The 13,352-nt window shown below is 72.9% G+C and carries 10 protein-coding genes; 5 read left to right on the forward strand and 5 right to left on the reverse strand.

Translation table 11 applies throughout. The annotated features are described in order from the left end of the window. Positions 1-45: 45 nt before the first annotated feature. Positions 46-1,473: a GH1 family beta-glucosidase gene (locus ACFYMU_RS18970; RefSeq protein WP_388374212.1), complete on the forward strand. Its 1,428-nt coding sequence runs from the start codon at positions 46-48 to the stop codon at positions 1,471-1,473. Between the two features lie 49 nt (positions 1,474-1,522). Here the strand turns inward: ACFYMU_RS18970 and ACFYMU_RS18975 are convergent, their stop codons facing one another. Beyond that, positions 1,523-2,797: a helix-turn-helix domain-containing protein gene (locus ACFYMU_RS18975; protein WP_388374214.1), complete on the reverse strand. Its 1,275-nt coding sequence runs from the start codon at positions 2,795-2,797 to the stop codon at positions 1,523-1,525. A gap of 177 nt (positions 2,798-2,974) precedes the next feature. Here ACFYMU_RS18975 and ACFYMU_RS18980 point away from each other — a divergent pair, with 177 nt between their 5' ends. The 3 genes from ACFYMU_RS18980 to ACFYMU_RS18990 all read left to right on the forward strand — a co-directional run bounded on the left by ACFYMU_RS18980 (position 2,975) and on the right by ACFYMU_RS18990 (position 7,841). Then, on the forward strand, positions 2,975-4,429 hold the full coding sequence (locus tag ACFYMU_RS18980) for a class I adenylate-forming enzyme family protein (RefSeq protein ID WP_388374216.1): 1,455 nt from the start codon (positions 2,975-2,977) through the stop codon (positions 4,427-4,429). Between the two features lie 144 nt (positions 4,430-4,573). Beyond that, on the forward strand, positions 4,574-6,382 hold the full coding sequence (locus ACFYMU_RS18985) for a DUF3556 domain-containing protein (protein ID WP_388374218.1): 1,809 nt from the start codon (positions 4,574-4,576) through the stop codon (positions 6,380-6,382). 31 nt (positions 6,383-6,413) lie between these two features. Continuing rightward, positions 6,414-7,841 (forward strand): phytoene desaturase family protein, encoded by a 1,428-nt coding sequence (locus tag ACFYMU_RS18990; RefSeq protein WP_388374220.1) that lies wholly within the window; start codon positions 6,414-6,416, stop codon positions 7,839-7,841. A 142-nt stretch (positions 7,842-7,983) separates the two neighbouring features. Here ACFYMU_RS18990 and ACFYMU_RS18995 read toward each other — a convergent pair whose 3' ends face one another. The 3 genes from ACFYMU_RS18995 to ACFYMU_RS19005 all read right to left on the reverse strand — a co-directional run bounded on the left by ACFYMU_RS18995 (position 7,984) and on the right by ACFYMU_RS19005 (position 11,665). Continuing rightward, positions 7,984-9,435 (reverse strand): cellulose binding domain-containing protein, encoded by a 1,452-nt coding sequence (locus ACFYMU_RS18995; protein ID WP_388374222.1) that lies wholly within the window; start codon positions 9,433-9,435, stop codon positions 7,984-7,986. A gap of 110 nt (positions 9,436-9,545) precedes the next feature. Then, positions 9,546-10,964 carry a sensor histidine kinase gene (locus ACFYMU_RS19000; protein WP_388374224.1) on the reverse strand — a complete coding sequence of 473 codons (1,419 nt, stop codon included), beginning with the start codon at positions 10,962-10,964 and terminating at the stop codon, positions 9,546-9,548. After that, positions 10,961-11,665, reverse strand: coding sequence for a response regulator transcription factor (locus tag ACFYMU_RS19005; RefSeq protein ID WP_388374226.1), 705 nt, complete (start codon positions 11,663-11,665; stop codon positions 10,961-10,963). The genes ACFYMU_RS19000 and ACFYMU_RS19005 overlap by 4 nt, the downstream gene beginning before the upstream one ends. Positions 11,666-11,806: 141 nt before the next feature. On the opposite strand from ACFYMU_RS19005, the gene ACFYMU_RS19010 reads away from it, so the two are divergent. Next, complete coding sequence (locus tag ACFYMU_RS19010; protein WP_388374228.1) at positions 11,807-12,340, forward strand: hypothetical protein; 534 nt, start codon at positions 11,807-11,809, stop codon at positions 12,338-12,340. Positions 12,341-12,424: 84 nt separating this feature from the next. On the opposite strand, the gene ACFYMU_RS19015 is transcribed toward ACFYMU_RS19010, so the two are convergent. Beyond that, positions 12,425-13,291, reverse strand: a complete 867-nt coding sequence (locus ACFYMU_RS19015) for a spermidine synthase (protein ID WP_388374230.1) — start codon at positions 13,289-13,291, stop codon at positions 12,425-12,427. Positions 13,292-13,352 lie beyond the last annotated feature (61 nt).

Raw genomic sequence — 13,352 nt, forward strand, 5'->3', positions numbered from 1 at the left:
CCCCTACCACCGTCGGTCTCCACGACCATCAATGGGAGCGCTTCCATGTCTGAGCCCGTTCCGTCCGTGACGTTTCCTCCCGCCTTCCTCTGGGGCGCGGCGACCTCCGCGTACCAGATCGAGGGGGCGGTGCGGGAGGACGGCCGTACCCCCTCCATCTGGGACACCTTCAGCCATACGCCGGGCAAGACCGCCGCAGGTGAGACCGGTGACATCGCTGTCGACCACTACCATCGCCACCGCGAGGACGTGGCGCTGATGGCCGAGCTGGGCCTGGCGGCGTACCGGTTCTCGATCTCCTGGTCGCGCGTGCAGCCGACCGGCCGGGGTCCGGCGGTGCAGCGGGGCCTGGACTTCTACCGCCGCCTGGTGGACGAACTCCTCGCCCACGGCATCAAGCCGGCGATCACCCTCTACCACTGGGACCTGCCGCAGGAACTGGAGGACGCGGGCGGCTGGCCGGAGCGGGACACGGCGTACCGGTTCGCCGAGTACGCCCGGCTCGTGGGCGAGGCGCTGGGCGACCGCGTGGAGCAGTGGATCACCCTGAACGAGCCGTGGTGCAGCGCGTTCCTGGGCTACGGCTCGGGCGTGCACGCCCCGGGCCGTACCGACGCGGCGGCGTCGCTGCGCGCGGCCCACCATCTGAACCTGGCCCACGGCCTCGGCACGTCCGCGCTGCGGTCCGTGATGCCGGTCCGCAACTCGGTGGCGGTGAGCCTCAACTCGGCCGTGGTGCGGACGGTGTCGCAGGACCCGGCCGACCTGGCGGCGGGCCGCAAGATCGACGACCTGGCCAACGGCGTCTTCCACGGCCCGATGCTGCGCGGGGCCTACCCCGGGACGCTGCTGGAGGCGACCTCGTCGATCACCGACTGGTCGCACCTCCGGGACGGCGACCTGGAGACGATCCACCAGCCGCTGGACGCGCTGGGCCTCAACTACTACACCCCGGCCCTCGTGTCGGCGGCCTCCTCGGCGGACGCGAGCACCCGCCGCGCGGACGGTCACGGCCTGAGCGACCACTCGCCCTGGCCGGGCGCGGACGACGTGGCGTTCCACCAGACGCCGGGCGAGCGCACCGAGATGGGCTGGTCGATCGACCCGACGGGCCTGCACGAGCTGATCATGCGGTACACGCGGGAGGCGCCGGGCCTGCCCCTGTACGTGACGGAGAACGGCGCGGCGTACGACGACAAGCCGGACCCGGACGGCCGCGTCCACGACCCGGAGCGGATCGCCTACCTGCACAGCCATCTGTCGGCGGTCCGCCGCGCCATCGCGGACGGTGCCGACGTCCGCGGCTACTTCCTCTGGTCGCTGATGGACAACTTCGAGTGGTCGTACGGCTACGGGAAGCGGTTCGGGGCCGTGTACGTGGACTACGCGACGCTGGAGCGCACCCCGAAGTCCAGCGCGCACTGGTACGCACGCGCGGCACGGACGGGGGAACTGCCTCCGCTGGAGGGCTGATCCGTCCGCGGCGCGGCACACGAGAGGGGAGTGCCGCGCCCCGGGCGGTTCACCGGGGGGTGCCGGACGGGTCCCGGCCACCGCGGCCGGGCCCGCTCCCGCGCCCCAGCCCCAACCGGGCGCAGGCCAGCAGGGCCACCTCGATGTCCAGCCGGTTCTCGGTGAGGGGATGGCCGAGGATCTCCTCCGCCTTGCGGATGCGGTAGTGGACCGTGTTCTTGTGGACGTGCATGCGCAGGGCGGCGTCGGTGAAGCTGCCCCGCGCGTCGAGGAAGACCTGCACGGTCTCGCGCAGCCGGACCGTGGCGTCGTCGTCGCGCATGAGGCCGCCCAGGACCCGCCCCGCCCAGGCCCCGACGTCCGGGAGGCGATCGACGAGCAGGCCCGCCAGCGCGACGTCCGAGTGCACCACGAGCGCGCGGCCGGGATCGGCCCCGGTGACGGCGACACTGCGGGCGCGCTGCGCGTCCCGGAAGGTCTGCCGGAATCCGTCGAGCCCGGTGGACGCGTCGCCGAGGGCGATGCGCAGCGCGGGACGGTCGCGCAGATCGCGCTCGATCCGGTCGAGGTCGACGGCCGGCCGGCCCGTGGAGGAGATCCACGTCCAGTACGTCTGCTCGTCGGCGGAGACCGTCAGCGGCGCCTTGCCGGTGGCCGCGGCCAGCATCGCGGCGCCGGCCCGCAGTTCGGCCGAGGCCGGGGCCGCGGTGCCGGGTCCCGTCCAGATGATGGCGGCCAGGTGCCAGCCGCGCAGCGACGTCGACAGCATCTTCTCGGCCGAGGCCAGGTCGAGCCCCTCGGTGTCGAGCACGGCGCGGACCTGAGCGGCACGGGCCGCGTCGGAGCGGGCGTCCCAGCGTCTGCGCTCGCTCTCGTAGATGTCGATGACGCCCTCGATCACCTGGTCGATGTACCTGTTGGTCAGCAGCGCGACCCGGCTCGCCGCCGTCAGCGCCTCGTCCGCGGACAGTTCCAGGCCGCGCAGCACCGTCACGGCCCCCTGGACGAACATGTGCTCACCGAGGCGGTAGGCACGCAGCAGCGCCTCCAGCGACAGGTCGTGCTGCGCGAAGCGGCGCGCGTACTCGGCGGCGGCGGGCGGCACGGCGATGTCGTCGAGCGAGATGCCCAGCGCCAGCATGTCGCAGATGGCCACGAGATTCGACGAGGTGCTGGCGACCATCAGCCGCCGTACCGCGTCGTCATGGCGGAACTCGGGGATGACCTCGACGAACATCGAGGTCATCCCGGTGGTGAGGCTCTCCAGACCGGCCTGGATGCGCTTGGCGACATCCCGCACGGTCGTGTCCGCGTCGACGCTCATGGCGGGACGGTAACCGGGCGGCCGGCGCACGCGACAGGACCCGGCGGCAATCTCCTTTGTGACGGCGGCACAAAACACCGGTCGCGGGCTGGGACGCAGGCCCATGGCCGGCGATGTGCGGCCTCCCTACCTTTTCCTCACCAGCTTCGTCAGGGTGCGACTCAATGGTGAGGGAACGTGCAGCACATCGCCGAATTGCCGGACGTCAGGGCCGCGCGGAATCCCGCAGGGCCCTGCATCGCGGACGACCACGAACAACTCGACAACCGGACTTTCCTGGAGCGGGTCCGCAATGCGGCCGCCGCCCTGCGCGCACACGGAATCGGTGCCGGGGACGTGGTCGCGGTGATTCTGCCGAATCGCCTCGACCTCGTGGTCATCATGTTCGCGGCCTGGCGGCTGGGCGCCGCCGTGACACCCGTGAACCCCGAACTCACCGATGCCGAGGCGCGCCATCAGATCGAGGATTCCGCGGCGAAGGCGGTGATCTGCGACGCCCCCTCCCGCGCCGTCGCCACGCTCGACGTGTCCGAGGTGGTGCACGCCCACGCCGCGGCCGGCGACGACGGCGAGGACGCCGTCGCCCGCGCCCACGACTCCCTCGCCCTGATCATCTACACGAGCGGGACCACGGGACGTCCCAAGGGTGTGATGCTCGACCACGCCAACGTCGCCGCGATGTGCCGGATGATCATCGACGGTCTCGGCCTGGACGCCACCGACCACAGTCTGCTGGTCCTGCCGCTGTTCCACGTCAACGGCATCGTGGTGAGCGTCCTGTCGCCGCTGCTGGCGGGCGGGCGCGCCACGGTCGCCGGACGGTTCAGGGCCCCGTCCTTCTTCGCCGCGGTCGAGCGCGCCGGGCCCACCTACTTCTCCGCGGTGCCGGCGATCTACGCCCTGCTGGTCGCGCTGCCCGCGGAGGTGCGCCCGGACGTGTCGTCGCTGCGGCGCGTCATCTGCGGGGCCGCCCCGATGCCCGCGGAGCTGATCGCCCGGTTCGAACGGCGCTACGGGATACCGGTCGTCGAGGGGTACGGGCTCTCCGAGGGCACCTGCGCCTCGACCATCAACCCGCCTGCCGGGCCGCGGAAGCCGGGCACGGTCGGACGTCCGCTGCCGGGACAGACCGTCGCCGTGATGGACGGCGAGGGCCGGCTGCTCGACGACGGATCGGTGGGCGAGGTAGTGGTGCGCGGCCCCAACGTCATGCGCGGCTACCTCGGGCTGCCCGAGGAGACGGCGCGGACCGTCGTCGACGGCTGGCTGCACACGGGGGACGTGGGCCGTTTCGACGCGGACGGCTATCTCGTCCTGGTCGACCGGATCAAGGACATGATCATCCGTGGTGGGGAGAACATCTACCCCAAGGAGACGGAGAACGTCCTGCACACCCACCCGGCGGTGCTGGAGGCGGCGGTGGTCGGAGCACCCGATCCGGTGCTGGGCGAGGTCCCGGTCGCGCACGTCGTCCTGGTGCCGGGTGCGGAGGCCACCGCCGAGGAACTCATGGAGCACTGCCGCGGCTCGCTGGCCCGGATCAAGGTACCGGTGTCGGTCACCGTCACCGAGGCGCTGCCGAGGAACCCGGTGGGAAAGATCGACAAGCGGCGTCTTCGCTCGTCCTCGTGAACCGGTGAGGCGGATGCCCGCGTCCCGCGCGGCCGCACACCCGTAGAGAAACCGCGCCTTTTCATCACCCGGAAATCCTTCACCCGGTCATTTCCGGGTGCGGGGAGCCGCGCCCGGAAACCGTCCTGAGAAAGGGGCATCACCATGGGTTTCAAAACCGCGAACTTCCCTCCGGTCGACCCGGAGACCTTTCTGGAGAAACCTCTTCAGGACCGCTTGAGAACGCTCGCCCTGCACTGGGTCGAATACGGTTTCGGAACGCCGAAGATGATCCCGGCGATCTACGCGTGCAAGCTCGTCCTGCTGTATGTGCTCGGCGGGGCGGCCCTGGCCACCTGGACCTCGGGAGCCGGTCCGGTCTGGGACGTGGCGCACTGGTGGGACGAGCCGATCGTCTACCAGAAGCTGGTGCTGTGGACCGTCCTGCTGGAGGCGGTGGGCGTCGCGGGGTCGTGGGGCCCGATCGCCGGCAAGTTCAAGCCGATGACCGGCGGCATCCTGTTCTGGGCCCGGCCGGGCACCATCCGGCTCAGGCCGTGGAAGCGGGTGCCGTTCACCGGCGGCGACCGCCGCACCGTGGGCGACGTCCTGCTCTACCTGGCGTTCCTGGCGTCCCTGCTCACGGCGCTGCTGATGCCCGGGGTGCCGAGTTCCTCGCTCGGTGACACGCTGCCGGACGACACCTCGGGGCTGGTGCGTCCCGCGCTGCTGATCGCGCCGATCGTGCTGTACGTCGTCAACGGTCTGCGGGACAAGACGGTCTTCCTGGCCGCCCGGGGCGAGCAGTACCTGCCGGCGCTGGTGTTCTTCGCCGTGCTGCCGTTCACCGACATGATCATCGCCGCGAAGCTGCTGCTCTGCGTGGTCTGGATCGGCGCCGGTGTGTCGAAGTTCGGGCTGCACTTCACCCACGTCGTGCCCCCCATGATCTCCAACAGCCCCTGCGTGCCCGGGACCTGGGTCAAGCGGCTGCACTACCGCGACGTCCCGCGCGACATCCGCCCCTCGACCGTGGCGAGCCTCATGGCGCACGTGGGCGGTACGACCGTCGAGATCGTCACCCCGCTGGTGCTGCTGTTCTCGACGAACCGGTGGCTCACCGTCGCCGGGGTGGTGCTGATGGTCGTCTTCCACCTGTTCATCGCCTCCACGTTCCCGCTGGCGGTGCCGCTGGAGTGGAACATCCTGTTCGGCTATCTGGCGGTCTTCCTCTTCCTCGGCTTCCCGGCGGGCAACGGCTACGGCATCGGCGACATGTCCTCGCCCTGGCTGGCCGTCGGCATCACCGCCGCGCTGCTGTTCTTCCCGGTCCTCGGCAATCTCCGCCCGGACCTGGTGTCCTTCCTGCCCTCGCTGCGCCAGTACGCGGGCAACTGGGCATCCGCGCTGTGGGTCTTCGCGCCCGGCGCGGAGGACAAGCTCAACACGCTGCGGCACCGCCCGACGAAGAACCAGATCGACCAGCTCCGGGCGATGGGCTACCCGCCGGCGGTCGCCGAGATCACCATGCAGCAGACGATCGCCTGGCGGTCGATGCACAGCCAGGGCCGCGGCCTGTTCTCGGTGCTGATGAAGAACCTCCCCGATCTGGACCGCCGCACCGTGCGCGAGGCCGAGTTCGGGTGCAACTCCCTGATCGGGTTCAACTTCGGCGACGGCCATCTGCACGGCCTCGACCTGATCGAGGCCGTGCAGGCCCGGGTGGGGTTCGCGCCGGGTGAGTGGATCATCGTCTGGGTGGAGTCGCAGCCCATCCACCGGGGGACCCAGCACTACCAGGTGATCGACGCCGCGCTGGGTGTGATCGAGCGGGGTACGTGGAAGGTCGCGGACGCGGTGCGGGAACAGCCGTGGCTGCCGCGCGGTCCGATCCCGCTCGACGTCACCTGGACCCGCGCGCAGGCGTCCCCGCCGGCGGCCCAGGCCGAGGTGGCCGAGGGGCTGGCACCGTAAGCGAGGGCGCGACCCGGAGAGGCAGGACGACATGAGGACAGCGACCGTGGTCGGCGCCGGCCCGAACGGCCTCGCCGCAGCCATCGCCCTGGCCCGGGCGGACGTGCGGGTGACGGTGCTGGAGGCGGCCGACGTGATCGGCGGCGGCGCCCGCTCCGGAGAGGCGATCCTTCCCGGACTGCTGCACGACCACTGCTCGGCCATCCACCCCATGGCCGTCGGCTCGTCGTTCCTGCAGAGCCTCGGACTGGATCGCCACGGGCTGCGATGGGCGTGGCCGGAGATCGACTGCGCGCATCCGCTCGACGGCGGCACGGCCGGGGTGCTGCACCGCTCGGTGGCCGGGACCGCGGCCGGTCTCGGCGCCGACGGGCGGCGCTGGCGGCTGCTGTTCGACGGCCCGTCGTCGGCGTACGACAGCTACGCCGACGACGTGATGGGCCCCCTGCTGCGGCTGCCGCGGCACCCGGTCCGCCTGGCCCGCTTCGGTGTTCCGGCGCTCGCGCCCGCTTCGGTGGTGGCGAAGGGGTTCTCGACCGACGAGGCCAGGGCGCTGTGGGGCGGGGTGGCGGCCCATGCCTTCCGTCCGCTGGAGCGGCCGCTGAGCGCCGCCGTCGGACTCGGCATCCTCACCGCGGGGCACCGGTACGGCTGGGCCGTCGCCGAGGGCGGTTCGGGCCGTATCACCGACGCCATGGCGGCGCTGCTGCGGGAACTCGGCGGGACGATCCGGACCGGGGTGCGGGTACGGTCGGCGAAACAGCTCCCGCCCTCGGACGTGACCTTGTGGGACGTCACGCCCACGGCCCTGGCCGACATCCTGGGCGACCTGCTGCCGTCCCGGATCGCGCGCGCCTACCGGCGGTTCCGGTACGGGCCGGGCGCGTTCAAGGTCGACTTCGCGGTCGAGGGCGGGGTCCCCTGGACGGCCGCGGCGGCACGGCGGGCGGGAACCGTGCACGTCGGCGGCACGTTCGAGGAGATCGCCGCCGCCGAGCGGGACATCCATGCCGGACGGATGCCGCGCCGACCGTTCGTGCTGGTCGGCCAGCAGTATCTGGCCGACCCGTCGCGGTCGGTGGGTGACGTGCACCCGGTGTGGTCCTACGCCCACGTCCCCCACGGCTACACCGGCGACGCCACCGCGGCGATCACCGCCCAGATCGAGCGGTTCGCCCCGGGGTTCCGGGACCGGATCGTCGGCACCAGCGTCCGTACCCCCCGCGGTTTCGCCGAGTACAACCCGAACTATCCGGGCGGCGACATCATGACCGGCGCCAAGGACATCCCCCAGCTGCTCTTCGGGCCGCGCCCGACCCTGCAGCCCTACGACGTCGGAGTACCCGGCCACTACCTGTGCTCCGCGGCGACCCCGCCCGGCCCCGGTGCGCACGGGATGTGCGGGGCCCGCGCCGCGGCACGGGCCCTGCGCCACCTGCGCCGGACGTCGCGCGGGTAGCCGGCGCGGTGGTGCCGCGGTTCCGGGCCCGCCCGGCACCGCCCGTACGCCCGCGCCGCGCGTCCCGGCCGGATGGGGGGCAGACCGGCCGGGGCGCGTGTCCCCCGTTGCCCGGTGTCCCGGTGTCACGCCCGGGCGCCGGTCACTTGTACGCGCCGAACGCCTTGGAGAAGGCGAACGGCTCCTGGACGATCGAGCTGCACGTGGCGTCCGCGGTGGGCTTGGCACCGCCGGCGCACTGCTTGTCCCGGCCGGCCGACCACATCGACAGCCCGCCGAGGCCCTTGGACCGGGCGAAGCCGACCAGCTGGGTGGCGTCGTCGACCTTGAAGACCTCGGAGGAGACGTCGTTGACGCCGATCATCGGGGTGATCGCGACCGCCTTCCAGGCGGCGCTGTCGGAGAGGCCGAGGACGCTCTTGATCTGGGCCTGGGTGGCGGTCGCCGCCTGCTCGGCGTAGGTGCCCATGTCACCGCTGTAGGAGGCGCCGTAGTCCATCGCCATGATGTTGACGGCGGAGATCCTCACGCCGTCGGACCTGGCACCGGAGAGCAGGTTCACACCGTCCTGGGTCAGTCCCTCCGGCATGACCGGCAGGGTGAAGGAGACGTCCAGGCCCGGGTGTTGCCGCTGAAGCTCGGCGACGGCCCGGGCGCGGCGGGTGTTCGCGGCCGTGTTCGGCAGCGCGCCGCCCTCCACGTCGAAGTCGACCTTGGTGAGCCGGTACGCGTCCACGGCCTTCCCGTACGCCGCCGCCAGCGCGTCGGCCGAGGTACAGGTCGTCGCCAGCTCCGAGCCGGAGGCGCCGCCGAAGGAGACCCGGACGTCGCCGCCCATGGCGCGCAGGGCACCGATCTGCGCGGCCACCGCGTCACTGCCGAGGTCGGTGACGCCGCCCCACTTGGGCGTGCAGCCGCCGCCGTCGGTGACGAAGGCCAGGTTGTAGTCCTTCACCCCGGTGGCGTCGGCGGAGGCGACCAGGTCGAAGGCCGGGTAGAGGGACGTGTCGACGTACGGGGCGAAGCCGGCGACGGCCGGCGTGCCGGTGCCCGGGGTCCCGGGCGGGGAGGACGTCGCCGTCGGAGCCGGAGTGCCGGTGGGCGTCGCCGACCGGGTGGGGGCCGGGGACCGGGTCGGGCGGCCGCTCGGCTCGGGGGTCGTGCCGTCGTCGGCGGAGCACTTCGCGCCGTCGATGAGGCAGCCCGTCGGGTCGCCGGAGCCGCTGACGACGAAGCCGACGGTCATGGACTCGCCCGCCGCCAGCCCGTCCTTGTCCCAGGACGGCGGCTTCACGGTGACGTGCTGTCCGCTCACCGTCGACGTGCCGTTCCACAGGGAGCTGAGCCTGGCACCGGAGGGCAGGTCGAACCGCAGTGTCCAGTCGTCCTCGGCCCGACCGCCGTCGTTGGTGACGACGTACTGCGCCGTGTAACCCGTCGACCAGTCGCTGGTCCTGGTGTAGACGGCGCCGACGCCGGCGGCGTGCGCGGTGCCGGTGAGCGCGAGCGCGCCGCCGCCGACCACGGCCGCGGCGACGAGGCCGCCTGTCGCCTTGCTCCGCCCGCTCACCCTGCGCCGGTGCGTCCTGCTCATCGCGTGCCTGCCTTCGTTCCTCACGGGGAGTGGAATCGGGCAGCACGCTAGCGACGCGGAATCGGACAACCGGCGCGATCCGGACGGGAGTCGAGGATCTTAGGACGCGCTTAAGGGAGGGATCGGGGACGGTTAAAGGCAGCGCCCCGTGCGGCTGGTGCCGCGGCCGTGCGCCGGCGCCGCCGTGCCGAGCCCCGGTGCCCCCGCCGCAGCGGAGCCCGCCCGTCGAGCTGGATCCAGATCCGCACCTCGGTACCGCCCAGCACCGACGAACCGATCCGCGCGTCCCCGCCGGTCGACTCCGCGAGCCGGCGCACGATGTCCAGGCCGAGCCCCGTCGAGCCCTCGCTGCCCGATCCGCGGCCCCGGGCCATCGCCGCCGCCGGGTCCGGGATGCCGGGCCCCGCGTCGGACACCAGCACGATCACCGCGTCCTCGCCGTTGTGCACGTCGACCGCGAACGCGGTGCCCTCCGGGGTGTGCCGGAAGACGTTCCCGAGCAGTGCGTCGAGGGCGGCCGCGAGGTCGGCACGGGCCACGGGTATGCGCACCGGCCGGTCGGCCCCGGCCATCCGCCACTTGCGTCCCTCGTCCTCCGCGAGCGCCGACCAGAACGCCATCCGCTCGCGCACCACCTCGGCCGCGTCGCACCCGGCGCCCGGGCCCGCCGCCGCCGTCTGCGGCTTGGCCTCCCGCGCCGTACGGATGATCGTGTCGACCTCGCGCTCCAGTTGGGCCACCGCGGCCCGTGTCTGCTCGGCGGCCGGCCCGTCGCCGAGCGAGGCCGCGTTCAGCCGCAGCACGGTCAGCGGCGTGCGCAGGCGGTGGGAGAGGTCGGCCGCCAGCTCCCGTTCGTTCGCCAGCAGTTGGACGACCTGGTCGGCCATCGAGTTGAACGCGACCGCCGCCAGCCGCAGTTCGGTGGGGCCCTCCTCCGGGACGCGTGCCCCGAGCTTGCCCTCCCCCAGTTCGTGCGCGCCCTCCACCAGGCGCCGCGCGGGCCGCACCATCCGTACGCCGAGCCGGTCGGCCACCGCCACCGAGCCGACGACCAGCGCGACGCCGACCCCGGCGAGCACCGCCCAGGCCGTGCCCACGCCGTTGGTCATCGCGGCGTCCGGCACGTACACCTCGACGACGGCGATCGCGCCCGAGCCGAGCGCGGTGGGCTGAAGCAGCGTCGAGCCGCCCGCGACGTCGGCGGTGGAGGCCCGGCCCAGCCGGCGCGTGGTGGCGATGTCCTTGCCGGTGGCGCGCCGGCGGCCGATGTCGACCGCCTTCGTGCCCTCACCCGCCGGAATGTGCACGGCGATTCCGTCGTCCGAGCCGGCCGCGGCGACGACCCGCTCCAGCTCGTCCCGGGCCGTGGTGATGGACAGCGCCGGCGCGATCGCGGCGGCCTCCCGCTCCGCGTTCGAGAACGCCCGGTCGCGCGCCATCTCCTTGATGACGAGCCCGAGCGGGACCGCGAAGGCGACCACGACCATCGTGGTCACCGCCACGGCCACCTTCACCAGCGCCCACCTCATGACAGCGGCTCCGGCCCGGGCGGCTCCAGCTTCACGCCGACGCCCCGCAGCGTGTGCAGATAGCGCGGCCTGGCGGCGGTCTCGCCCAGCTTCCGCCGGAGCCAGGACAGGTGCACGTCGATCGTCTGGTCGTCCCCGTAGGACTGCTGCCAGACCTCGGCGAGCAGTTCCCTGCGCGGCACGACGACGCCGGGCCGGCCGGCGAGGAAGGCGAGCAGATCGAACTCACGGCGGGTCAGGTCGAGGCGGGCGCCGTCCAGTTCGGCGTGCCGGCGCCGGGGATCGATGGCGAGGCCGCCGACCCGGATGACCGGGGACGGCGCGCTGTCCGCGGCGGCCGCGCGGGAGCGCCGCAGCACCGCCGCGATGCGCGCCGACAGGTGCTCGACGGAGAACGGCTTGGTGAGATAGTCGTCCGCGCCCGCGTTGAGCAGGCGGACGATCTCCGTCTCGTCGTCGCGTGCGGTGGCGATGATCACGGGCACGTCGGTGATGCCGCGCAGCATCTTCAGCGCCTCGGCCCCGTCCAGGTCGGGCAGTCCGAGGTCGAGGATCACGACGTCGAACGAGAGGTGGGCGACCTCACGCAGCGCCTCGAGCGCCGTGCCGACGCTGCGCACGATGTGCCCGGCCTCCGTCAGATGCCTGATGAGCGCCGATCGTACGAACTGATCGTCCTCGACCACGAGCACACTTGCCATGGGCGGCACCGTACGCCATGGGGCGGAGGCCGACCGGGGCCTGTGGACAACTCCGTTGCGCGGCAACGGACGTCGTACGCGCGTGCGAGCCGTGGCGCATCCGTCGGACATCCCCGGGGTGCGTGGGGCACTATGGCCGGGATGCTCAGAGGACTCGTACACGTACTGGCGTGGTCGCTCGCCACCGGGGCGGCGGTCACGCTGTCGTGGTGGGGTGTCCACACGGTGATGGCGGGAACCGCGTACGATCCGCCGCGCGCCCTGCCGATCACTGCGGGCGGCGCCACGCCGCAGGGGCCGACGCCGCTGACGTCCTCGACGGGGCGCCCCGGCCCGTCGCGGAGCGCGGGCCGCACGTCCGCGCCGAGCCCGACGCCGGCCCGCTCGTCGAAGCCCACCGAGAGCGCCGGCGCCGCCCCGGCGGCGTCCTCATCCCCGGACTCGTCCGCGTCGGGCCGGGTCAAGAGCTACGACACCGACGGCGGGCGTGCGGTGTTCGACCTGGGCAGCACGTCGGCGACGCTGGTGTCGGCCACGCCCGGTCCCGGCTGGTCGATGCAGGTGTGGAAGACGGAGACGTGGATCCGGGTGGAGTTCAGCTCGGGCACGGACCGGGTGTCGGTGTTCTGCACCTGGCACGACGGGCCGCCGCATGTGGACGTGGGCACGTACTGAGCGTTCCGCGGGAAGCCGGGGGCATGACCTGCGGGTGCGGAGGGGTGGGCGCCCTGTCCGGGAGCGTGCGGAGCGGCGCGGCGGTCAGCGGAACACCGAGGGCGGCGGCGCCGGTGACGCCACGGCCGCCGCGTCCGTGACCGCCTTCGCGCCACCCGTGAACGCGGCCAGTGCCGTGCCGTGCTCCACCCGTGCCGGGTGCGGGTCCGAGGCGGCGCGGCGGGTCAGTTCGGCGACCGGGAGCGGATGGGCGGAGGCGACCAGGACGGCGTTCCCGAAGCGCCTGCCGCGCAGCACGGCCGCGTCGGCCATCAGGGCGAGTTCCGGGAAGACGGCCGCCGCGGTCGAGATCTGGGCGCGCAGATGGGCGAGCGGGGGGCCGTCGGCGACGTTGGCGGCGTACACGCCACCGCCCTTCAGCGCCCGGCGGATGTCGGCGAGGAATTCCACCGACGTCAGGTGGGCCGGGGTGCGCGCCCCGCTGAACACGTCCACGACGATCAGGTCGGCCCAGCCGTCCGGCACCTTGGCGAGTCCCTCGCGGGCGTCCGCGGAGCGCACCCGGATCCGCGCGTTCGCGTCCAGGGGGAGTACGCGCCGGACGACATGGACGAGTGCCGCGTCACGCTCGACGATCTGCTGGGTGGAGCGGGGGCGGGTGGCGGCGGTGTAACGGGCGAGGGTGAAGGCGCCGCCGCCCAGGTGCACGGCGTGCACGGGCCGTCCGGGCGGGGCGGCCAGGTCGATGACGTGACCGAGGCGGCGCTGGTACTCGAAGCCGAGGTACGCGGGGTCGTCGAGGTCGACGTGCGACTGCGGGGCGCCGTCGATCAGCAGGGTCCAGGCGCGGGCCCGGTCCCGGTCGGGTATCAGCTCGGCGAGCCCGCCGTCGACCTCCTCGACGACGGCCTCGGCGGCCTCCCTGCGCCGCGTGTTCCGTGACCTGCCCATCCCGCCATTATCAGGGGCGACTGGAAGGGATACCGCTTCTTCCCATTTCCCCCCTGTTCCT

The organism is Streptomyces sp. NPDC007264 (assembly GCF_042869095.1).
GTDB lineage: Bacteria > Actinomycetota > Actinomycetes > Streptomycetales > Streptomycetaceae > Streptomyces.

Excerpts from the sequence above, each read along its gene's own strand:
- ACFYMU_RS18985 (WP_388374218.1), top strand. The coding sequence starts at position 4,574 with ATGGGTTTCAAAACCGCGAACTTCCCTCCGGTCGACCCGGAGACCTTT.
- ACFYMU_RS19005 (WP_388374226.1), bottom strand. The coding sequence starts at position 11,665 with ATGGCAAGTGTGCTCGTGGTCGAGGACGATCAGTTCGTACGATCGGCG.
- ACFYMU_RS18990 (WP_388374220.1), top strand. The coding sequence starts at position 6,414 with ATGAGGACAGCGACCGTGGTCGGCGCCGGCCCGAACGGCCTCGCCGCA.
- ACFYMU_RS19000 (WP_388374224.1), bottom strand. The coding sequence starts at position 10,964 with ATGAGGTGGGCGCTGGTGAAGGTGGCCGTGGCGGTGACCACGATGGTC.
- ACFYMU_RS18970 (WP_388374212.1), top strand. The coding sequence starts at position 46 with ATGTCTGAGCCCGTTCCGTCCGTGACGTTTCCTCCCGCCTTCCTCTGG.
- ACFYMU_RS19010 (WP_388374228.1), top strand. The coding sequence starts at position 11,807 with ATGCTCAGAGGACTCGTACACGTACTGGCGTGGTCGCTCGCCACCGGG.
- ACFYMU_RS19015 (WP_388374230.1), bottom strand. The coding sequence starts at position 13,291 with ATGGGCAGGTCACGGAACACGCGGCGCAGGGAGGCCGCCGAGGCCGTC.
- ACFYMU_RS18975 (WP_388374214.1), bottom strand. The coding sequence starts at position 2,797 with ATGAGCGTCGACGCGGACACGACCGTGCGGGATGTCGCCAAGCGCATC.
- ACFYMU_RS18995 (WP_388374222.1), bottom strand. The coding sequence starts at position 9,435 with ATGAGCAGGACGCACCGGCGCAGGGTGAGCGGGCGGAGCAAGGCGACA.